19 protein-coding genes and 1 pseudogene are annotated in these 22,460 nt (G+C 40.3%); 17 read left to right on the top strand and 3 right to left on the bottom strand.

Annotated features, from left to right (window positions below; all coding sequences use genetic code 11):
• The 3 genes and pseudogenes from M3221_RS23000 to M3221_RS22990 all read left to right on the top strand — a co-directional run.
• Positions 1-458: pseudogene (locus M3221_RS23000) on the top strand (transposase); the annotation flags it as partial.
• Positions 459-1,350: 892 nt separating this feature from the next.
• Positions 1,351-2,471 (top strand): IS3 family transposase gene (locus M3221_RS22995; RefSeq protein ID WP_251274202.1). Its coding sequence is split into 2 segments (ribosomal slippage): positions 1,351-1,600 and positions 1,600-2,471, totalling 1,122 coding nucleotides; the frame shifts between segments, so codons are not numbered across the junction.
• A gap of 62 nt (positions 2,472-2,533) precedes the next feature.
• Positions 2,534-2,728: a topoisomerase C-terminal repeat-containing protein gene (locus M3221_RS22990; protein WP_251274200.1), complete on the top strand. Its 195-nt coding sequence runs from the start codon at positions 2,534-2,536 to the stop codon at positions 2,726-2,728.
• 200 nt (positions 2,729-2,928) lie between these two features.
• Here the strand turns inward: M3221_RS22990 and M3221_RS22985 are convergent, their stop codons facing one another.
• Positions 2,929-3,339, bottom strand: a complete 411-nt coding sequence (locus tag M3221_RS22985; protein ID WP_251274198.1) for an Lrp/AsnC family transcriptional regulator — start codon at positions 3,337-3,339, stop codon at positions 2,929-2,931.
• A 132-nt stretch (positions 3,340-3,471) separates the two neighbouring features.
• Between M3221_RS22985 and M3221_RS22980 the strand changes: the two genes are divergently transcribed.
• The 8 genes from M3221_RS22980 to pheA all read left to right on the top strand — a co-directional run bounded on the left by M3221_RS22980 (position 3,472) and on the right by pheA (position 11,729).
• A complete protein-coding gene (locus M3221_RS22980) occupies positions 3,472-4,230 on the top strand; it encodes an MBL fold metallo-hydrolase (protein WP_251274196.1) in 759 nt (252 codons plus the stop codon).
• A 240-nt stretch (positions 4,231-4,470) separates the two neighbouring features.
• Positions 4,471-5,781 carry an MFS transporter gene (locus M3221_RS22975; RefSeq protein ID WP_251274194.1) on the top strand — a complete coding sequence of 437 codons (1,311 nt, stop codon included), beginning with the start codon at positions 4,471-4,473 and terminating at the stop codon, positions 5,779-5,781.
• Between the two features lie 671 nt (positions 5,782-6,452).
• On the top strand, positions 6,453-6,581 hold the full coding sequence (locus M3221_RS26415; RefSeq protein ID WP_285881919.1) for a hypothetical protein: 129 nt from the start codon (positions 6,453-6,455) through the stop codon (positions 6,579-6,581).
• Between the two features lie 20 nt (positions 6,582-6,601).
• The gene (locus M3221_RS22970; protein ID WP_251274187.1) at positions 6,602-7,372 is read left to right on the top strand and encodes an NAD(P)-binding domain-containing protein; all 771 of its coding nucleotides are present in this window, start codon (positions 6,602-6,604) and stop codon (positions 7,370-7,372) included.
• An 89-nt stretch (positions 7,373-7,461) separates the two neighbouring features.
• On the top strand, positions 7,462-8,466 hold the full coding sequence (locus M3221_RS22965) for a tripartite tricarboxylate transporter substrate binding protein (protein WP_251274184.1): 1,005 nt from the start codon (positions 7,462-7,464) through the stop codon (positions 8,464-8,466).
• Between the two features lie 131 nt (positions 8,467-8,597).
• Positions 8,598-9,047 (top strand): tripartite tricarboxylate transporter TctB family protein, encoded by a 450-nt coding sequence (locus M3221_RS22960; protein WP_251274182.1) that lies wholly within the window; start codon positions 8,598-8,600, stop codon positions 9,045-9,047.
• Between the two features lie 9 nt (positions 9,048-9,056).
• A complete protein-coding gene (locus M3221_RS22955) occupies positions 9,057-10,565 on the top strand; it encodes a tripartite tricarboxylate transporter permease (protein ID WP_251274180.1) in 1,509 nt (502 codons plus the stop codon).
• A gap of 294 nt (positions 10,566-10,859) precedes the next feature.
• A complete protein-coding gene (gene pheA, locus M3221_RS22950) occupies positions 10,860-11,729 on the top strand; it encodes a prephenate dehydratase (RefSeq protein WP_251274178.1) in 870 nt (289 codons plus the stop codon).
• Between the two features lie 261 nt (positions 11,730-11,990).
• On the opposite strand, the gene M3221_RS22945 is transcribed toward pheA, so the two are convergent.
• Complete coding sequence (locus tag M3221_RS22945; RefSeq protein ID WP_251274176.1) at positions 11,991-12,869, bottom strand: LysR family transcriptional regulator; 879 nt, start codon at positions 12,867-12,869, stop codon at positions 11,991-11,993.
• Positions 12,870-13,188: 319 nt separating this feature from the next.
• Between M3221_RS22945 and M3221_RS22940 the strand changes: the two genes are divergently transcribed.
• The 6 genes from M3221_RS22940 (at position 13,189) to M3221_RS26645 (ending at position 20,964) form a co-directional block, all read left to right on the top strand.
• Positions 13,189-14,127 carry a hydroxyacid dehydrogenase gene (locus M3221_RS22940; protein WP_251274174.1) on the top strand — a complete coding sequence of 313 codons (939 nt, stop codon included), beginning with the start codon at positions 13,189-13,191 and terminating at the stop codon, positions 14,125-14,127.
• A gap of 198 nt (positions 14,128-14,325) precedes the next feature.
• The gene (locus tag M3221_RS22935; RefSeq protein WP_251274172.1) at positions 14,326-15,021 is read left to right on the top strand and encodes an RraA family protein; all 696 of its coding nucleotides are present in this window, start codon (positions 14,326-14,328) and stop codon (positions 15,019-15,021) included.
• A gap of 360 nt (positions 15,022-15,381) precedes the next feature.
• The gene (locus M3221_RS22930) at positions 15,382-16,743 is read left to right on the top strand and encodes an MFS transporter (protein WP_251274170.1); all 1,362 of its coding nucleotides are present in this window, start codon (positions 15,382-15,384) and stop codon (positions 16,741-16,743) included.
• A gap of 285 nt (positions 16,744-17,028) precedes the next feature.
• Entirely contained in the window at positions 17,029-20,478 is a 3,450-nt protein-coding gene (pyc, locus tag M3221_RS22925) for a pyruvate carboxylase (RefSeq protein WP_251274166.1), read from the top strand.
• A gap of 223 nt (positions 20,479-20,701) precedes the next feature.
• Positions 20,702-20,827, top strand: coding sequence for an HPr family phosphocarrier protein (locus M3221_RS26925; RefSeq protein WP_396395321.1), 126 nt, complete (start codon positions 20,702-20,704; stop codon positions 20,825-20,827).
• Between the two features lie 14 nt (positions 20,828-20,841).
• Positions 20,842-20,964 (top strand): HPr family phosphocarrier protein, encoded by a 123-nt coding sequence (locus M3221_RS26645; protein ID WP_311316167.1) that lies wholly within the window; start codon positions 20,842-20,844, stop codon positions 20,962-20,964.
• Between the two features lie 440 nt (positions 20,965-21,404).
• Here M3221_RS26645 and M3221_RS22915 read toward each other — a convergent pair whose 3' ends face one another.
• The gene (locus M3221_RS22915; protein ID WP_251274164.1) at positions 21,405-21,686 is read right to left on the bottom strand and encodes a hypothetical protein; all 282 of its coding nucleotides are present in this window, start codon (positions 21,684-21,686) and stop codon (positions 21,405-21,407) included.
• Between the last annotated feature and the right edge of the window lie 774 nt (positions 21,687-22,460).

Below are 22,460 nucleotides of genomic sequence, written 5' to 3'. Positions count from 1 at the left end.
CATACGTCAAAGTCAAAAACAAATGGCATTACGTATGTATCTTTGTCGATCTCTTTAACCGCGAAATTATTGGCTTCAGCACAGGCCCAAACAAAGATGCAAGCCTTGTCGCACGGGCTTTTTCTTCTATTCAAGGTGATCTGCGGGATATCCAGCTGTTCCACACCGACCGCGGCAGCGAATTTAAAAATCAGTTGATCGATGAAACGTTAGCGGCCTTCCAGATTGGCCGCTCTTTAAGCATGAAAGGCTGTCCATATGATAACGCCGTGGCGGAAGCCACGTTTAAAATCATCAAAACAGAGTTTGTCAGCCAGATGAAGTTTGATAGCCTGGAGCATCTTACGCTTGAATTCAGTGATTATGTTAACTGGTTTAACAAGGTGTGAATTCACGGAACACTAGGCTATGTAAGCCCAATTGAATACAAACAATGGTCTTTTAAAAGAGTTGTCTGATTTAGTGTTGACAATCCAAGCATAAGTAAAATATCTAGAAGAAGAGAGAAGGCTATCGTAGGTGAGCAGGAACCTATTTGGCTCCACGGTAGTGGAAACATTTTTACTTTGTGAGCGATGTTCGATCAGGAAGAAGAAAGACTTGGTCACCAGACGTGTACTTACTCAAAAGTGTATCTTTGCTTAGGTACACTTTTATTTATATAGAAGTATACATAAGTAAAATATCTAGTAGAAGAGAGAAGGATATCCTAGGCGAGGAGAAATCGATTAGGCAGGAACCGGTTTGGCTGCACGGCAGTAAAAACACTTTTACTTTCTGAGCGATGTTTGATCAGGAAGAAGAAAGACATAGTTCGCAGAAGTGTACCTATATAAAAGTATACATTTGACCAAGTACACTTTTATTTATATAGGAGTATACATAAGTGAAATATCTAATAGAAGAGAGCAGAATACGAGTATATAGGAACCAATTTGGCTGCACAGCTGTGAAAACAATTTTACTTTGTGAGCGATGTTAAGGCCAACAAGAAGAAGAAAGACATAGTTATCATAAGTGTACTTATTAAAAGTGTACCTAATCAAAAGTATACATTTGATTAGGTACACTTTTGCGTAAAAATTCCTTATGAGAGCCAGACACGCCGCTGACAGACTAATAAAACTCTAAACAATGGTAGTGAAAGATTCTGGTTCATCCGAAACTTTTATCCAGAACAATAAAAAAATCGTGCAGAATTTGATTGAAACGATGCCCGAAAAATGGACGGCTCAACCGACTATCCAAAAGACTATGGAACAGCAACAAACACTGGAGCGCCTACACTTATCTGGACAGAAAAATTAAGGTCACGTACACTTGACCTAAAACAGATGAGGAGCTCTAACTATGACAAAGCGAGAACGCCGCACATTCACGCCTGAGTTCAAAAAGCAAATGGTGCAGCTGTACCAGAATGGAAAAACGAAACGAGCGATTATTGATGAATATGATCTGACTCCGTCATCTCTTGACCGCTGGATCAACCAGGATGAAACCTCCGGTTCTTTTAAAGAGAAAGACAATCGTTCTCCTGAACAGCAGGAGCTTTTGGAACTCCGCAAGGAACTAAAGCAGCTCAGAATGGAGAATGATATTTTAAAGCAAGCCGCGCTGATCATGGGACGAAAGTAAATGTCATTAAGCGAAATAAAGACAAATACTCGGTATCAGCAATGTGCAGCGTCCTGCAAATCTTCCGTAGTACGTACTACTATGAGGCCAAAGAGCGTCAGTCAGAAGACGACGTAACAGGCGCTGTCATAGAGATTTTCAAACAAAACCGAAGTGCCTACGGCACGCGTAAGATCAAAGTCGAACTGCACAAGCGTGGATTTACCGTTTCTAGAAGACGCATTGGCCGTATCATGAAGGAACAAGGGCTTGTTTCTTCCTATACAGTGGCACAGTTCAAGCCGCAGAAAACTCCCTGTAATGAGTCAGCTCAGGCAAACGAATTAAAACGCGAGTTTGAGCAGACAGAAGCCAAAAAAGTAGTCGTCAGTGATTTAACATACGTCAAAGTCAAAAATAAATGGCATTACGTATGTATCTTTGTCGATCTCTTTAATCGCGAAATCATTGGCTTCAGCACAGGACCCAACAAAGATGCAAGCCTTGTCGCACGGGCTTTTTCTTCCATTCAAGGTGATCTGCGGGATATACAGCTGTTCCATACTGACCGTGGCAGCGAGTTCAAAAACCAGCTCATCGATGAAACGTTAGCGGCCTTCCAGATTGGCCGCTCTTTAAGCATGAAAGGTTGTCCATACGATAATGCCGTGGCGGAAGCCACATTTAAAATCATCAAAACAGAGTTTATCAGCCAAATGAAGTTTGATAGCCTCGAGCATCTTACGCTGGAATTCAGTGATTATGTTAACTGGTTTAATAAACGGCGGATTCACGGAACACTAGGCTATGTAAGCCCGATTGCATACAAACAATCGTCCCTTAAGCAAGTTGTCTGATTTAGTGTTGACAATCCACACAATCCAGTTATGGCGTATGTCCGGTTTGTAAAAAAGGGCGCATGGTAGATCGGAAAACACTTATTGGCTGCTCGGAATATTCAAATGGATGTACGTTTTCCATTGGAAAAACCATTGCTTCCAAGAAATTGACGGAGAAAAACATTAAAGACTTGCTAGAAAAAGGGATAACTCCTGTCATAAAAGGCTTTAAATCATCTAAAGCAAAGAAATTAAGACAAAGAAAAACCCGTTAAAAAAGAACCGGCCGCGGCAATGGTTTTTGAGAATTCCGTAGAAAAATGTAATGCTGTGAAGCTACTACTCAGCTTTTCTTTGTCTTTAACGACTTTGTGAAAACTTGTACTTAAGCTAGCGGGGGCATTGTTTCATCTTGGATTAATGCCTCCGTTTGTTTAAGTGTATTCCTTCACAATGTCGCATGTTTATGGATGTACTACTTGTTAATAACAATGGATAATTTGTAGCTCACCAAATTGCTCAAACCTGTTAAGAATTCATCTAATATTTCATTGTATGGGAATTTGCATTCGAGAAGATAACAACTTTCTCCACTGATTTTATAGTTGTTTATGACGTATTGATCTTGTTCTTTTATAAACGACAGATAAGGTTGATGATTCGTGCTTTTCGTATAAATATGTATAATTGCGTGAACAAGATACCCCATTTTTACTTGATTCACTTTAATGGTGTACCCCTCAATAATTCCATTGTCCTCTAATTTCGCCAATCTAGCTGAAGTAGCTGGTCCAGTCAAATGGACTTTTTCACCCAATTCTTTCATTGTAATCCGACTGTTCTTAGTTAGTTCCTTCAAGATATGCATATCTGTGTTATCTAACATTTATTTAACTCCTTTCATAAATAAAGTCAAACCGCCAAAAGACTTTACTTAATTTATGTATCCGTCATGTGTCCATAGTTTAGACTATACATTGTTCAGAGGAAATTTCAAAAGATAAAGGAGTTAATAAATATGAATATACATCAAATTCGTAATGCAACAATTGTCGTTGAATATGCGGGAAAGAAGTTTTTAATCGATCCAATGTTATCAGAAAAAGGGACTTACCCGCCTTTCCCTAATTCATTAAGACAGGATCAAAACAATCCTTTAGTGAGCCTGCCCACATCCATTGAAGAAATCATTAACGTGGATGCAGTTATTGTTACTCACCTGCACCTAGACCACTTTGATGATGCAGCCAAAGAAGCACTGCCAAAAGAGATCAAAATGTTTGTTCAAAATGAAGAAGATGCTGGAGAAGTGAAAAAAGCCGGCTTCCAAAATGTCGAGGTACTGCAGGAAGATACTGCCTTTGAAGGAATCCAGTTAATCAAAACAAAAGGCGAGCATGGAAGAGGAGAAATCTTGAAGCTCGCTGGCCTTGTGTGCGGTGTTGTTTTCAAGCATCAAGACGAAAAAACGTTGTATGTAGCTGGAGATACCATATGGTACGAAGCGATCCAGGAAGCGCTCGATGCCCATAAGCCGGAAATCATCGTAGTAAATGGCGGAGACAACCAGTTCCTAGAAGGCGGTTCTCTCGTAATGGGGAAAGATGATATCTATGAAGTGCATAAAGCTGCCCCTCACGCCAAAATCATTTCTGTTCATATGGAAGCTGTAAACCACTGGACATTATCCAGACAAGAATTAAAAAGCTTCACTGAGGAAAAAGGATTCTCTGCGAGCCTTTTAGTGCCAGAAGACGGCGAATCTTACACATTTTAAACTGAAAGACGTCCAGACACTGTCGTCTTCTTTTTATTTCGTCTGATTTTTAAGCATTCATTTGCTCTTCCAAAATATAAGAAGCTCATGATTATCAATGATATAATCACGAGCTTCTTATTTATTTAATTATTGGTCAACAGCTGACCAAACTGCTGATAAAACGGTGACCTTCTAAAGGAGGAGGGACAAAAGACAGTTTAAAAAGCTGAAAATTTATTTTGTTAGGAAGTGCAGTTTATGATAAGGGAAACAGAAGACACCAGAGGGGCAAAACAGCAGCCTTCCTGGTTGCAAGGTTATATTGATTCATCAGAAAAACAAAAACAACTTTATAAGAAAACATTAAGAGTGGTAATCCTTGCACAAATCTTCGGAGGAGCAGGACTTGCTGCCGGTATAACGGTAGGCGCCCTTCTCGCACAAGATATGCTGGGGACGGAAAGTGGTGCAGGGATTCCCGTTGCCTTACTTACGTTAGGATCTGCGGGAGCCGCTCTGGTTGTAGGCCGGCTTTCACAGCATTTAGGACGCGGTGCAGGACTCGCAGCTGGTTTTCTTGCTGGCGGACTGGGTGCGATCGGCGTTATCGTCGCTGCCTTACTCAACAGCATTATGCTTTTATTCGCTTCCCTGCTGATTTATGGAGCTGGCACCGCTGCCAATCTGCAGGCACGATACGCAGGTACAGACCTGGCGACACCTAAACAGCGGGCAACGGCTGTAAGCATGGCCATGGTTTCGACTACCTTTGGTGCAGTTACGGGCCCTAATCTGGTCGGTGTAATGGGGGAATTTGCAGGTTCTATCGGGATTCCAGCTTTGGCTGGTCCCTTCATCTTGGCTGCTGCTGCTTTCATCCTTGCCGGACTGGTTCTCTTACTTTTTCTTCGGCCAGATCCTCTAGTTGTATCTACAGCCGTAGCAAATGCCCAGGAGAAAGATGGGACAGTGCAGGAATCACATAAGGAAAGTGCTGTAATAAACAAAAGAGGAATTGTCGTAGGCGCTACTGTTATGGTTTTGACTCAATTTGTTATGACGGCCATTATGACCATGACACCCGTTCATATGGGACACCACGGGCATAGTTTAAGCGAGGTTGGGCTGGTCATCGGTTTTCATATAGGTGCCATGTATCTGCCTTCTCCTTTGACAGGCTTGCTGGTAGATAAAGTGGGTCGCACGGCAATGGCTGTTGCTTCGGGTGCTACACTTCTAGCCTCCGGTATACTGGCAGCTTTTGCGCCGGGAGACTCAATGGCACTGCTTATCTGCGCGCTGATACTGCTTGGTGTTGGCTGGAACTTTGGCTTAATAAGCGGCACAGCTCTTATTATAGATGCAGCACACCCATCTGTTCGGGCAAAAACACAGGGATCGGTTGATGTCCTGCTTGCATTATCGGGTGCCTCAGGCGGTGTGTTAGCAGGCGTGGTAGCCGCTCATTATAGCTACGCGGCACTATCTCTTTCTGGAGCAATTCTGTCACTATTGCTTATTCCTGTAGTTGTTTGGTCTCGTAAGACTCCGAGCAAAGATTTGATATAAATTTTTTCTACTTGCAATAGACAGCAATTCCTCCTCCGATTCAATACTAAGTGCCTCATATTCCGGAACATATCTTACACGCCCTTATTTAGCCGAGCGTTTAATGAAGTCGGCTAACTCAACGGAAACACCATTTAACCGGGCATCTTTCATATGAATAATCCACCGGTCTTTTAACCGTTCCATATACAGATTGGCCACTGGGATCTGCCGTTAAAGCAGATCCATCACTTGATAGGTCAGGGAATAGACTGTCGGAAAATTGAGCACCGCATACCCAGGTTTCGTGCTGGGATTGCTCATTTCAATGAAAATGATGTAAAGCACTTTTCAATATTCACATTTGGATGAATTCTCTCGCCTTCAAATATCAATATTTATGATATTAAATAGGTAATTAATTCGTTTTACAATAGTTGAGTTCGTATTTAATATTTAGTTATCTAAATATTTTGTCTACTGAAAGGGGAGAAAAGAATATTGAACTGTAAAGTCCTTTATTTCAAAAAGGTATTTACTGTAACAAAAGAATCATGAATTCATGCTCTTAAACAATGGAAAATTTAAAACAAGAGGTATGTTTTTGCTTCTCGCCAGTTGCCGGGAAAGTTGTCCATTTTCTCATTTTTATACAAACACTCGGCCAATAATGTAAATAGGAAGGTGTCTGTATGTATCTGGAAATTAATGACATTAAAAACCTAAAAATTGGTCTTATCGGCTTTGGAGAAGTAGGGCAAATTTTTGCCAAAGAACTCATTGAACGTAAGAATCAAGTAGGGTCTACGATATTTTATTAGATAATAATGATAGTATTCTGTTGGATATAATAAGCAAAATAGGCGCTAATGCCGCTGAAAGAATTGAACAAATTGGAGAATACTGTGATGTTATTCTTTCATTAGTAAGCAGTTCAGCTTCTGAAACAGTAGCCGAAGGAGTGGTCAAGGGAATAAAAAAGGGTGCAATATTTTTAGATCTTACCACAAGCACTCCTCAAGTAAAGGTAAGGAGTGAAACGCTGATTGCATCTAATAACGGTATTTATGTAGACGCTTCCATTATGGGTACTGTGGCTACGGAACAGATGCAAATTCCCTTGCTGATAGCTGGAGAGCATTCGGAAAAAGTGGAATTACTGTTAAACTCAGTGGGATTTAACGCTCAAGCTATAAACCATCCCAATGGCAGAGCAGCCAGTATTAAATTATTAAGAAGCATTTTTATGAAAAGTTTGGAAGCGCTTACCTTAGAAACGTTGATTACTGCTAAGCATTATGAAGTTTCGGATGAAGTCATGCAAAGCATTTCAAAAACAATCAATAATAATGACTTTAGTACTTTTGCTGAGGCTCTTATTACTACCCATGTCATTCATAAGAACCGTAGGTATAAAGAGGTTCTGGACAGCTTTGACTTAATTAAGAATGCTGAACTTCAATCCTATGTAACAGAAGGAGTAATATCGTTCTTCTCAAATTCGATGGAAATGGATATAGACCAAGAGATAATTCAATCAAAGAGTGTCAGCAAAATTCTTGATCATTATTTATTAGTAAATACAAGAAGCCAGCAAGAAAATACTTTTTGAAAGTGCAATCACAATAGGGCTTGGCCTGATATCTTTTAAAAAGTTTTGAAAAACAAAATATAATTCACAATTTAAAAGGGGGTATTTAAATGTTCTTAAAGATAAATAGAGTTAAAATGCTTGCTGTTATGCTTTTGAGTTTTACTCTGGTTTTATCAGCTTGTTCGAACAAACAAAGTGTTAGTAAAAGTGGAAGCGCATCAGAAACATATCCTTCTGATCCCATTGAGGTAATCGTTTCATACTCAGCCGGTGGAAGTTCCGATCTTGGAACACGTACACTTATGCAGTATGTTGAAAAAGAACTTGGCGTACCAGTAGTTGTAGTAAACAAACCAGGCGGCGGTGGCTGGGTTGGCTGGGAAGAACTCTTAAATTCTGAGCCAGATGGAAATACGATTGCACTTATTAACACACCAAATTTAACGACGGGCTATATGGACCCTAATGCAGGCCGTGACGAAAACTTGGACGACTTTGAATTAATCGCAAATCAAATTACTGATCCTGGAGTAATCGCAATTAAAAAAGATGAAGATCGATTTAATAATCTAGAAGAATTAATAGAATATGCAAAGAAGAATACTACCACTACTACATCAACGGGTGTTGCGGGCGATGACCACATTGCAGCATTAAAAATGAACAAAACCTTTGGAACAAAATTTAATGCTGTTCAAAACGGTGGCGCAGGTGAAAGTACAACAGCTGTACTAGGTGGTCATGTAGACGTATTGTTTGCAAATGTTGGTGATGTGACAACATTGTACAACGATAAAGAAATCAAAGTCCTTGCAGTAATGAGTAAAGAGCGTTCACCACTTCTACCTGATGTCCCAACTTTAGAAGAGGAAGGATTTGAAGGGGTTGTTTCTTCGTCAAGTCGTGGGTATGCTGCACCAAAAGGTGTAGATGAGGAAAAAATGAAAGTATTGCGTGATGCATTTGAAAAAGCCATTCAAAACGAAGAACATATTAAGAAAATGGAAGAGACAGGATTGCAGGTTAACTATCAAGACCCTGAAGCCTTCGAAGCTTCCTTACAGAAAGAAGAAAAGGAAATTGAAGGAATTAAAGATCTATTGAATTGGTAAAGTAGTAGTTGTGTAAATTAGTGGGGAAGGAAGAGAAAGCTCTTTCTTCCTATCACTCATATTTCCATACTAAATTCTATTAAATGTGCTCTAAATAATAGTAGAAAAAAATACTAAAGGACTGATGTCTTTTGAAAAACTTAAGCTTTTACGTAGGTCTTTTCTTCCTTGTCTTCGCTGGAATCATTTTTTGGCAATCACTCTCGCTTGATTATTACAGCGAGTATGGACCAGGACCTGGATTCCTTCCAACTTGGACAAGCGGAATTATTATTGTTTTGTCACTGATCTACTTATTCCTTGCATTTAAAAAAGAAAGAATCCTATTTGAGAATGTTTTACCGAAAGGTGCAGGTTTGGTAAGTCTACTAGCGAGTATGGGGTCTTTATTACTTTTCATCGTAATCGTTCCCTATGCAGGTTTTCTCTTAAGCAGCATTCTTACGCTATCTCTGTTATTCAGTCGCGGTTATAAGTGGTACTGGGGACTTGGAATGTCTACGGTTGTTGCTTGTGTAGTCTTTTGGGTTTTTGGAAGTCTGCTCGGCATTCCGTTGCCAGTAAATAAATACGGTTGGTAGGAGGATGTAATGGAATCACTAGGCTATCTATTATCAGGTTTCGGTGAAGCATTAACATGGGCTAATTTGCTTTATTGTTTGATCGGGGTTTCTCTTGGCATGTTTATTGGTGTATTGCCAGGGCTTGGTCCCACAGCTGGCACGGCTCTACTTCTTCCACTGACTTTTGCTCTTGAACCTATTTCGGCAATTATCATGCTTTCAGGTATATACTATGGATCTATGTATGGTGGGACGATCACGTCTGTTTTAATAAACACCCCGGGAGAGGCCGCTTCACTAATCACTTGTTTTGATGGGCATCCTCTGGCAAAACAGGGGCGGGCGGGTGTAGCCTTGGGAGTTTCTGCTATTGGCTCGTTTCTAGGCGGCTGTGTTTCAATCATCGGCCTTGTGTTAATTGGTCCTGCTCTTGCAAGAGTAGCACTGCAATTTGGGCCTCCAGAATTTTTTGCATTGGTATTTATGGGAATGGCGCTGCTGCTTGGTCTAATGGGAAAATCATTAATCAAAGGTGGAATCAGTGCACTGTTCGGATTGACTTTAGCGTTTATTGGAATGGATCAGGGTACAGGAACCCTTCGTTTTACATTTGATCAGACACACTTAATGAGTGGTATTGATTTTATTTCTATTGCAATGGGACTCTTTGGTTTATCAGAGCTGTTTTTAAATGCTGAATCTCAAATGGGGGCAAATGCTCAAAAGCCGCCGAAAGTGAGCGGGCTTTTTCCGAAACGAGATGAGTGGAAGCCTACAATGAAATCAATAGGGAGAGGTAGTATCTTAGGCTTTTTTATAGGTTTAATCCCAGGGACAAACTCTGTTATCCCAACTATATTAAGCTACTCTATGGAAAAAAAGCTCGCGAAGGACCCTTCCCGATTTGGTAATGGAGCAGTAGAGGGAGTTGCTGGACCAGAGACGGCAAACAATTCATATAGCGGCGGCGCTTTAATTCCTTTATTTACGTTGGGCATACCGAGTTCTCCTACTATTGCTGTTTTATTAGGAGCGTTTGTAATGCACGGACTTACGCCAGGACCTACCTTATTCCAAAAGGAGCCTGATTTTGTCTGGGCAGTTATTGCCAGTATGTTTATCGGAAACGTAATGCTGTTATTTATGAATTTACCAATGGCGAATTTATGGGCTAAAATCACCATGGTTCCTTTCCGGTTACTGTTTCCGATCATCATTATGATTATTCTTGTAGGTACTTACAGTTTAAATAACAGTTTATTTGATGTGGGAGCAATGTTGATCTTTGGTATTATTGGCTATTTTCTTAAAAAGGCTGATTTTCCTCTGGCGCCTATTATTTTAGCTTTTGTTCTAGGCGAGCTGCTTGAACAAACATTAATTCAATCATTGACTATTTTTGAAGGAAACTTTTTTGGATTCTTTATTCGTCCTATCTCTGGAACAATTTTGGTCATTGCGATTATTGCTATTTTTATTACAATGATTTCATCATTAAAAAATAAACGTTTAGTAACAGAAGATGTTGAAATGTAATAATCAGTTTTGATGAATTTCTAATCTTACTAGGAAGCTTGTAAAAGTGAACTAGCTATGACAGAGTTCCTGATAATGATTGGGAACTTTTACTGTTATAAAAGTTCTGAAAAATGAAAAGGCAATTACGCCAGTCAAAGTCTAAGGAAAATTATATACTAGTTTTCAAAAACTTAAAGAAAAAGGGAGTAGCCAACAAAACAGCCAGCTGAAAAGGCTTAAGTGGGTTAATACGGTTGAAGTACTCGGATTGAACACTTAAACTATTTGGATGATAGGAATGGAGTGAAAGACTTGAGAAAAATTGCTTTTTTAGGACCGGCAGGAACGTTCACTGATAGCGTTGTCTCAGGTGCATTTCCGGATGATGAACGCATTCCATGTGTTACGATTCCGGAATGTATGGATTTTGTACTGGAGGACCAGGTGGATTTCGCTGTTGTACCGATTGAAAACACAATTGAAGGCACGGTTAATATGACCATCGATCATCTTTTTCATGAAGCTAATCTGACAATTATAGGGGAGTTAACAGCACCCATTCAGCAGCACTTGCTCGTTCATCCAAATCATGCCCTGCGCTGGAAGAAGGCCGAGCGTATATTATCGCATTCTCATGCCATTGCGCAGTGTCATAAATTTTTGCATCGTGAATTTCATGGTGTTCCGGCCCGGCAAATGACATCAACAGCCGCTGCCGCAAAGTATGTAAACGAACATCCAGAGCAGTGTATTGCTGCCATTGCCAACTCATTATCGGCAGAAGAATACGGATTGTTTACGGCCCAGGCGGATATTCATGATTTCAACTTTAACCATACCCGTTTTCTGGTGCTGTCCAAAACCCATGAAGAATTGACGTTTTCATTGCCGCAAACAGGGGGCAAAACGACCATTATTGTAACACTGCCAACCGATAGGCCCGGCACTCTGCACCAAGCCCTCGCAACATTTGCCTGGCGAAACTTGAATCTTACCAAAATCGAATCACGGCCGCTAAAAACCGGTCTTGGCAACTACTTTTTCATTATTGATGTTGCCCAGCGTATGGATGATGTGCTTGTTCCCGGTGCATTTGCTGAAATAGAAGCACTCGGCTGTCGTGTACAAGTACTTGGGAGTTATTACGGATATGAAGTTGGACAAACCACCAGCAAAGTATAGAAAAATACTGCCCCATTTTTAAGACAAAGTTCAAAACACCTTTAAGCAGCCAGCTGCCGGTACGTAACCGGCGGCTGGTTGTTTGGTTTCTCGCCTGAATCACCTCAGGACAAAAATAAAACACATTAGTAAAGCAAATCAGCGGTTCTTTCCATTTAGAACCCTCTATGATACCGCATTTAAATGGCTTTGATTGGTTTGATTTGCTGCATGCTTTTAGGTTTATATCAGCACCAGTCTTGCCAATGGTGACAGGAACGTTTAACCAAACTCTTCCTGAAAGAGATGATCCAATGTTTCTAAAGCCTTTTGCTTAAGCAGTGTTTGCTTTATGTGAGTAAGTTTATAAACTGTATAATCTGGAGGGGAATCTGTAAGCTCATAAATTTTGTAATTCCCCCGTTTAATTGCTTCATTAGCTATCCAGCTTGGGACAATCGCCCACTGCATGGGATCTTGGAGAAGATATAAAAGTAAATGAGTACTGTCTAATTTTGTTCTGGAAATCGACAAAGGATCCCACCAATAGCGATGCCAGGATTGATATTCGAGCCCCCACGGCATAAATAATTCGTAATTAGAGTCTAATTCTTTAGGGTCAAGTTTCTCTGAACTATAGCCACTCGTATCAGAAGGCTTAAGAACGACCATAGGCGATATAAAGCACTTTTCAACATTCACATTTGGATGAATTCTTTCTCTAAGGGTGTAGGCTACATCAATATGTCTTTTTTCGACTTCTGAGTATAAAATATCAGAATGTAAAGTATGGATTTGAAGCTTTATTGGAGGCTGATGGTTACTTAGTTTTTTAAAGACCCTTGGCAAAACAAAGGTATTAGTGCTGTCAACTCCCCCAATGGTTAAAGATAATCGTGGACCTTGAGTTTTTAACAGATTTGCTTCTTGTTCTATACGACTCCATTCTTCTGCTAATTTATAAAATTCTTCACCTAAAGGAGTTATAATGATTTGTTTTATTCCTTTCCCACGCTCAATTAATTGAACCCCAAATTCTTTTTCAAGTACCTTAATTCGCTGACTAACAGTCGTTTGCGCTACGTGTAATTCTTGTGCTGCGCCACTGATCGTTTTTGTTCGAACAACTGCGAGAAAAGTTTCAATAGAATCAAAATCCATTATTCCGCCTCCGAATAGCAATTTTTATGTTATTAAATAGGTAATTTATTCGTTTTACAATCATTATATTAATATTTAATATAAAGTTAATTAAAGATTTTGTCTAATTGAATGGGGGAGAGAAATAACATCGAACTGTAAAGTCATTTGTCTTGAAAGGGCATTCAAAGTAATACAATAAATAGTAAACGCCTTCAAAAGTCCAGGCATAGAGGTTAAATACTAGGCTCATTTGATTGATGTAGAAAAAGAGCAGGCAGTACATGAAGTGAAATATTTAATTACGGGATCTTATTCTTTTATATATGAGGTGAATTTTATGAAAACTTTAATTCTCGACCCTATTGATTCAGAGGCCTTGGAATACGCGATAGAGAGATTAGATATAGTTGATTGGAGAAATGTAGAGAGTAAAGACTACCCTATTGCAGAAGCAGTTATTGTACGGACATTTAAAATGACAAAAGAAATAATGGATCAAATGCCAAATCTAAAAATAATCGCAAAGCATGGAGTGGGAGTAGACAATATAGATTTGGATTATGCAAAGAGCAAAGGGATTATAGTGACAAATACTCCTCAAGCGAATATGAACTCAGTTGCTGAATTTGTTATTGCTCTAGCATTAAACTGTGCCAGGAAAGTTACCATGGCACATAATATGGTTAAAGAAGGTATTGAAAAAAATTCTCCATTTGAATTGGCTGGTTTTGAGCTGCAAAATAAAACTGTTGGATTAATTGGACTTGGACGTATAGGTACATTAGTAGGTACGAAACTAAAAGCGGCTTTTAATACGAAAGTGCTTGTATATGATCCATACGCAAGCGAATCAATCTGTGAAAAAGAAGGATTTATAAAGTGTGAACATTTAGATCAAGTACTAAAAGAAAGTGAGATAGTTAGTATCTCAGTACCTTTGACAAAGGATACAGAGAATTTGATTTCCGCACGTGAGCTCTCCTTGATGAAAGAAAATGCAGTCCTAATTAATACATCAAGAGGAAAAGTGATCAATGAAAAGGATCTATATGATGCATTACAGCAAAACAAATTATTTGGTGCAGCTATCGATGCATTTGCCGAAGAACCTGTTTCAAAAGAGCATCCGTTGTTAACATGTAATAATTTTATTGGGACTCCGCACAATGGAGCAAATACAAGGGATGCGCTTATTCGAATGGGAACAGAGGCTGTCGATGAAATAGTTAGGCTGATGAGTAATGAGGAATCTTTAAACAGGGTTGTAATGTCTTAATGAAGTTAGATATGAAATCATTGTAATCGCTTTCTTAGGGGCGTGACTAGAGATGTGTTAGAAACTGTACTGCGCGTATCCTTTGAAAATATAAGTAAAGTCGAAGCAGGGAACACGCCTGACAATGTAGTGATACTGACTTCACCTGCTGTTTGACACTTAATAAATGAATTAAAAATAGAAAAGGGGAATTAAGTTATGTCTAATGTTGGAATGCGTGTATACTCAAATATTAATCGACCAACTAAAGAAGTAATAAAACAGTTTAATGGTTTACCAGTCTCTGTAATTGCGGATAATATGAATCGTATGTTTTGCATGAATTCTAAAATTCGCCCAATTAATGATGTGCCTTTACTTGGGCCCGCTTTTACAGTTAAAACACGTCCCGGTGACAATCTAGTCTTTCATAAAGCACTTGATCTTGCCCAACCCGGCGATATATTAGTTGTGGATGCTCAAGGTGATTTAACAAATGCAATTATGGGTGAATTAATGGCATTATGGGCTCAAAAAAGAGAGTTAGGCGGGATAATAATTGATGGTGCTATTCGCGATGTAAGAGCTTTAAAAGAAATGGATATCCCAATTTACGCAGCAGGAGTTAATCCGCGGGGTCCATATAAAGATGGACCTGGAGAAATTAATGTTCCTGTTTCTTGTGGAGGAGTAGCAGTTCAACCTGGTGATATTTTAGTCGGTGACGATGACGGTGTTGTGGTCATTAATCCAAAGGACGCGGATGAATTGCTAGAAAAATCCAAAGCTAAACTGCTTAAAGAACAACAGGAAATGGAAGCTATCAGTAATATGAGTTGGGACCGGACATGGGTTGATAAAAATCTTGAAGACCGAGGCTGCGAGTTTAAAGATAAGTCATTCACTTTTAAATGAAATTAGTCTAAATAATTTGATTTAAGGTTATTGAGACTAACTATGGTGTATGCTATGTTTTTATAACTTGCGCATTCTGGCAGCAACTATTCCAAGAGTGTAAGTTATTTTATGTATTGCTATTTAAGTAGTGCTGATGGCAACCGCTTTCTATAGACTGCTCTAGAATTTCCCGGGCATTTATCAGGGTGCTGGGAAATTAAACTAGAGTTTTCCATTCTTTTAGATTTAAAGCATTTGAAAATCTTTATATTAAGGGAATTTACAAATGAAGTACATGATAACGAGGAGATTTTCACTAAATAAATTAGAAGGAAATCTATGTTACAGCGAAGTCTTTATCAGAAGGAGAGTAACATAATGCAGAATTCATTACAAAAAAAGACTCGATTTCGTTGGGTAGTCATGGCCATAATCTTTATAACTTACATGATTGCCGGGGCAGACAGGGCTAATATAAGTGTGGTTATTCCATATTTTCAAAAAGAATTTGAGTTGAGTAATACCGATATTGGTGCAATGGCTAGTCTTTTTTATCTCGGATATGCTCTTATCCAGATTCCATCTGGATTTATCTATAGTAAATTCGGAACGCGTAAAATATTTACCTTTTCTATGATTGTTACTTCAGTGGCAACATTTTTTATGGGTACGGCTACTTCGGCTCTCCAACTTAAGATTGGAAGACTTTTACTAGGTGTGGCAGAGGGACCACTGCCAGTCGGAATTATTACGACTATTAACCGATGGTTCCCTGGGAAGGAGAAGGGAACTGCGACAGGTATTTATATGTCAGCCATCAAGTTTGCTCCGGCGATCGTTCCTCCGTTGTGTGCGTTTATTATTTTACATTTTGGCTGGCGTGAGGTTTTCTATGTATTTGCTATTCCGGGTATATTATTCTCTCTAGTTTGGTTCTGGCTGGTAAGGGATACTCCAGAAGAAAGCCCGCACTGCTCAAAAGAGGAAATAGATTATATCAGATCTGAGGAACTTTCAACTCCTGATGTAAAATCAAAAGGAACTAAGAAAAAATATTCCATGAAATGGTTGGATAAAATTATTCGTACCAAGAAAGTAGATTCTTTGGATACAACTAAGAAGGTTTTTCTTTCATGGAATATATGGGGTTGTACGCTCGGTTACTTTTTCATGGTCGGTATTGTTTATGCCATTATGACATGGATCCCTACTTATTTGGTAGACGTTAAAAAGTATTCCATCATGGAAATGGGATTTGTTGCTTCAGCTCCATGGATAGGAGCTATGTTAGGAAACTTAATTGGCGGATGGCTTTCGGATAACTTCTTTAATAAACGTCGTAAGCCTCTTATGATCGTGACTGCAGCATCAACCATTTTCAGTATGTATGCATTATTGTACGCACCAAATGACCCAATATTTTTAGGTATCCTTCTTCTTGTTACGGGTATCTTACTGAACTTAGGATATTCTACGTTTTTAGCATATCCTATGGGAATTGCCTCTAAAGAAAAATTGCCACTTGCAGCTTCGATTGTTAATACAGGAGGCTCATTAGGCGGTGCTTTTGCTCCGTTCGTAGTAGGTTTAATTTTAGATACATTTAATTGGGATACGGTGTTTATGTTCTTATCAGCCTGCTCTTTAATGACGTTCATCCTTCTCTTCACTATTATTGAACCGAGGGAAAAGCTTGATCTAGAAATGGAAGAGGAAGGTTATAAAAAAGCCATGCCCTAATTAAGTTAGTATAAAACGTATTGTAATCGCTTTCTAATGGGGCATGTGCTCATCTAAGTCGATTCTTGTATTTTGATATGAATGTTTAAGGTATCTGTTATTTATATCAAAATGTTGGACTTGTCGATGCTATGACTCTAAAAGAATCGATATATTGTATATAAAAGTTAATAGATCTAACCATTTTTTCATTGACCTCTTATGAGACAAGTAAACTGTTTCTCTTAAAAGAGAAACAGTTTATTTTATTCCTATTAATGCTATTAGTGAAGGGACAGATTAAGTATGGATTTGACAACCCAAAAAATCAAAAAAGTTCTAGTGGCAAATCGTGGGGAAATTGCTATTCGCGTATTCCGAGCCTGCACAGAACTACATATCCGGACAGTAGCTGTTTACTCGAAGGAAGATTCAGGTTCATATCATCGCTATAAAGCCGACGAAGCGTACTTGGTAGGAGAAGGAAAAAAACCGATTGATGCTTATCTTGATATCGAGGGCATCATTGAAATTGCCAAGCAGGCAGAGGTTGATGCCATTCATCCCGGCTACGGATTTTTATCTGAAAATATCGAATTTGCGAGACGCTGCGAAGAGGAAGGCATTATCTTTATTGGACCGAAATCCGCTCACCTTGATATGTTTGGCGATAAAGTAAAAGCACGCACACAGGCAATAAAAGCGGAAATTCCGGTTATTCCAGGTACAGACGGACCGGTCGGTAGTTTGGATGAAGTCATTGAATTCGGGAAAAAATATGGCTTCCCTATTATCATCAAAGCCGCTCTTGGCGGCGGCGGACGCGGCATGCGGATTGTTCAAAACCTCGGAGAAGTGCGTGAAGCATACGACCGCGCGAAGTCTGAAGCCAAAGCAGCTTTCGGCAACGATGAAGTTTATGTAGAAAAGTTTGTTCAAAATCCAAAGCACATTGAAGTGCAGATTATCGGCGACCATGAAGGAAATGTCGTTCATTTGTATGAGCGTGACTGTTCGGTTCAGCGCCGCCACCAGAAAGTAGTGGAGGTAGCACCGGCAGTTTCGATTTCGGAAGACCTGCGTGACCGTATCTGTGAAGCAGCTGTAAAGCTGATGAAAAACGTCGACTACTTAAATGCAGGGACTGTTGAATTTTTAACAGCTGGCGAAGATTTTTATTTTATCGAAGTGAATCCGCGTGTTCAGGTGGAACATACCATTACTGAATTGATCACGGGCATCGATATTGTTCAGACCCAAATTTTAGTCGCCGAAGGCCATGGCCTTCATAGCGATAAAGTAGGCATTCCGGAACAGAAAGATATTTGTACTATGGGGTATGCGATCCAGTCCCGTGTCACAACGGAAGACCCTGAAAACGGCTTTATGCCCGATACAGGCCGCATCATGGCTTACCGTTCCGGCGGCGGCTACGGCGTTCGCTTAGACTCCGGAAATAGCTTCCAAGGAGCTGTGATCACGCCATACTATGATTCGCTTCTCGTAAAAGTATCCACTCATGCAATGACCTTTGAGCAGGCAGTCTCGAAAATGGCGCGTAATCTGCAGGAATTCCGGATCCGCGGAATTAAAACGAACATTCCGTTTTTGGAAAACGTGATGCGCCATGAAGATTTTATTTCAGGCAGCTATGACACGTCTTTTATTGACAAATCACCTGAGCTGTTTGTCTTCCCGAAACGAAAAGACCGAGGAACGAAAATGCTCAATTACATCGGCACGATCACAGTGAACGGGTTCCCGGGCATAGAGCAGAAGAAAAAGCCTGTCTTTGACACGCCGCGCATCCCGAAAGTGAAACTGTCCGAAAAACCGGCGGGCGGAACGAAGCAGATCCTGGATGAGCAGGGTGCAGAAGGCCTTGTAAACTGGGTAAAAGAACAAAAAGAAGTCCTCTTAACGGATACGACCATGCGCGATGCTCATCAGTCACTGCTTGCAACACGCGTCCGCACGACGGATCTGACTCATATCGCACCCGCAACGGCCCGCCTTCTTTCAGAATTGTTTTCAATGGAAATGTGGGGAGGAGCCACGTTTGATGTGGCGTACCGCTTCCTGAAAGAAGATCCGTGGAAGCGTCTTGAAACGCTTCGCAAGCAGGTACCGAATATTCTCTTCCAGATGCTGCTTCGCGCATCGAACGCGGTCGGCTACAAAAACTATCCGGACAACGTCATTCAAGAGTTTGTCCAGCAGTCTGCCGAGTCCGGCATTGATGTGTTCCGTATTTTCGACAGCTTAAACTGGGTAAAAGGCATGGAGGTTGCCATCGATGCAGTCCGCCAGTCCGGTAAAATTGCCGAAGCGGCGATTTGTTACACAGGGGATATCGATGATCCATCCCGTGCGAAATACAATGTAGAATACTACAAAAACATGGCGAAAGAGTTGGAAGCACAGGGTGCCCATATTCTGGGCATTAAAGATATGGCCGGCCTTTTGAAGCCGCAGGCTGCCTACCGCCTGATTTCTGAATTAAAAGAAGCGGTTGATATTCCGGTTCACCTGCATACGCACGACACAAGCGGCAACGGTGTGCTGATGTACACGAAAGCGATTGAAGCGGGTGTGGATATCGTTGATACGGCTCTCAGCACAATGGCGGGGCTTACATCACAGCCAAGCGCCAACACGCTTCACTATGCACTCGAAGGAACAGACCGCGCTCCGTCTGTCCGCATTGATGCGCTTGAAAAAGTCTCTTACTACTGGGAAGATGTCCGCAAGTTTTATGCGCCGTTTGAAAGCGGGATGCTTGCGCCGCATACGGAAATTTACGAGCATGAAATGCCAGGCGGCCAGTATTCGAACCTTCAGCAGCAGGCGAAAGGCGTCGGCCTTGGCGACCGCTGGGATGAAGTCAAAGATATGTACCGCCGCGTAAACCTTATGTTTGGTGATATTGTCAAAGTAACGCCGTCTTCTAAAGTAGTCGGGGATATGGCCCTCTTTATGGTGCAGAATGACCTGACGGAAGAAGAAGTGCTGCTTCGCGGCGACAAAATCGACTTCCCTGACTCTGTGATTGAACTGTTTGAAGGCTATCTTGGCCAGCCGGTGGGCGGCTTCCCAGAGCAGCTGCAGAAAGTCATCTTAAAAGGAAAATCACCGATTACCGTACGTCCGGGTGAACTTTTGGAAGACGTTGATTTCGATGCTCTTCGCAAAGAGCTAGAGCAGGAGATCGGAGAAGAACCAACGGATCATGATGTGATTGCGTATGCCCTGTATCCAAAAGTGTTTACGGATTATGCAAAAGTAAAAGCACAGTATGGCGATATTTCGGTTCTCGATACACCAACGTTCCTGTACGGCATGCGTCTCGGTGAAGAAAAAGAAATTGAGATTGAAACAGGAAAAACACTGATTATGAAACTCGTTTCGATCGGCCACCCGCAGGTAGATGGAACACGCATTTTAAGCTTTGAGCTGAATGGCCAGCCGCGTGATGTGGTGATTAAAGATGAAAGCATCAAATCAGCCGTCAATGCAAAAGTAAAAGCAGATCCGAAGAACGAGGGCCATATTGCGGCCACAATGCCTGGTACGGTCATTAAAATCATCCTTGAAAAAGGCGATAAAGTGAAGCGCGGGGATCATCTTATGATTACCGAAGCGATGAAAATGGAGACCACGGTACAGGCGCCATTTGATGGAACAATAAAAAGTATGTACATTCAGAACGGTGACTCGATTAATACGGGAGATTTATTAGTGGAATTAGTGAAGTAAGAAATAGATAGAATAATTGTGAACTTTCTAACCATAATTCATACAAGTATATCTTTTGTTTGCTTAAAAGGGGAGAGTCCAATATCTTGCTGAGCCACATTAAGTCGTGATTTACAGAGTTCTGTTTGGCATTTAAAAGAACGCAAAAATGACGATTAAAAAATATAAGGGGAATTAGTAACCGGATAAAAACTACTTGGTGAATTTAGAAAGGCGAGATGACATGCTTCAAAAACAAAATGTGATTGGACTGGATCCTGGTCTTGAATCAAGAATGGCATCTCATTTTGTCCAGAAAGCTTCTTCCTTCAGCAGTGAGATTTTGCTGATAAAGAATGAAAAAAGGTAGCAGCGAAAAGCATTATGGGCATCATGGCCTCAGCAATTCGTCGAGGTGATAACGTGACGCTCATCACAAATGGCTGGGACGAAGAAAAAGCAATTCATGTACTGGGTGATATTCTTACTAACGGATTTGATGAATAAATAAAACGATTATAGAGCTAAGGCGCTTTTTAAAGAAGCGCCTTAGTTTTAGTAAGAAATCAAAAGCCGCCATTCTTATATCTTCCACGTCTCAAAAACATAAACAGGCCGCTTTCTTATTTTTAAAACACTCATAGTCAAAATTGAGATGCCGTTTACTGAACCGTAATTTTTTATATACATATTTGTTTTTTTATATTATGTGCTAAATTCACATATATATTTATTTAAAAAAGCTCCGAACACGGTTTGTATTCGACGAAGAGCCTTTCTCTAGAAAACTGAAGTTAAATATGTAGCGGTTCAAGCCATGTGGTCCCTTCCACATAGCTTTTGCAACAGGTTTTCCGCTTAACTAAAACAGGAACCAGGCAATTACAATCACAGAAATAAAATAAAAGACTGACTTAAATAAGTCAGCTCCAATTTTACTTTAATACTTAAAAATGATTGATATTATCCCCGCTGCGTCCTTGATCGCGTTTATATACTTCTTCAGGGATCTCAGCAGCAATGTCCTGCATACTCTTGCCTGTCTGTTCTCCTTTGGTTCGGAGCCAATCTTTAATATCGACTGAAAGGGAAACCGATAGCAATTCCTCCTCTGACTCAATGCTGAGTGCTTTATATTCAGGAACATAACGCACACGTCCCTGTTTTGCTGAGCGTTTAACAAAGTCAGCTAACTCAACCCAAACACCATTTAACCGTGCATCTTTCATATGAATGACCCATCGGTCCTTTAACCGTTTCATATACAGATTGACTACGGGAACCTGCTGATAAAGCAGATCCATACTTGATAGGCGGGGGAATAGACGGCCAGCAGATTGAGCACCACATATCCGGGCTTCGTGCTGAGCTTGCCCATTTCAATGGAATAGTCAGGTGTTGACCTATGTGTATAGAACCCTTCCATGTAGCTCAAAGTATCGTTCTTCTATTCGTTATTCTTTTAAATCGCTCTCTTGCGTAAGGGAATTTTTCATCTTTAAATTTTGATAGGAGAAATATATTGCTTCTATCCTAAACAGTGGGAGTGCTTCCTGTTATATTAGGTTCAGGAAAACACGTTAATCATAATAAGTGTATATGTGCAAAAGAATACCTATACAAAAGAGTACCTATACAAAAGTATACTTTTGTCTAGGTACTCTTTTGTTAGTAATTGGCCAATGGCACCTACTGATAAACCGCTTTTTTGGCTTTTTTATTGTAGTATTGCTGCTGTGAAAGCAGGTCTTCCCAAATTTTCTTTTCGTACAGCTCGCAAAATTCTTTCAACAGCCTGAGGGCTTGGAAAAAAGAGCAGCCAAATTATCCTTGATCAAACTTTAGCTATAAGGCACGCTTGGAGCGAAGTTGATGATGAAGACTGGATTTTGATTACAAGAAAGGAAACGGAATTCCTATACAAAGTTGTTCCAAATCCTTTACAATTTGGTTACAGACACTATTCGATATTTATCACGAAAAACGAGTATGATAAATGATTG

The organism is Domibacillus indicus, assembly GCF_023715895.1.
Taxonomy (GTDB): domain Bacteria; phylum Bacillota; class Bacilli; order Bacillales; family Domibacillaceae; genus Domibacillus; species Domibacillus indicus_A.
Note: the sequence above shows the minus strand (reverse complement) of the source record. Positions and strands in the feature narration are given on the sequence as shown.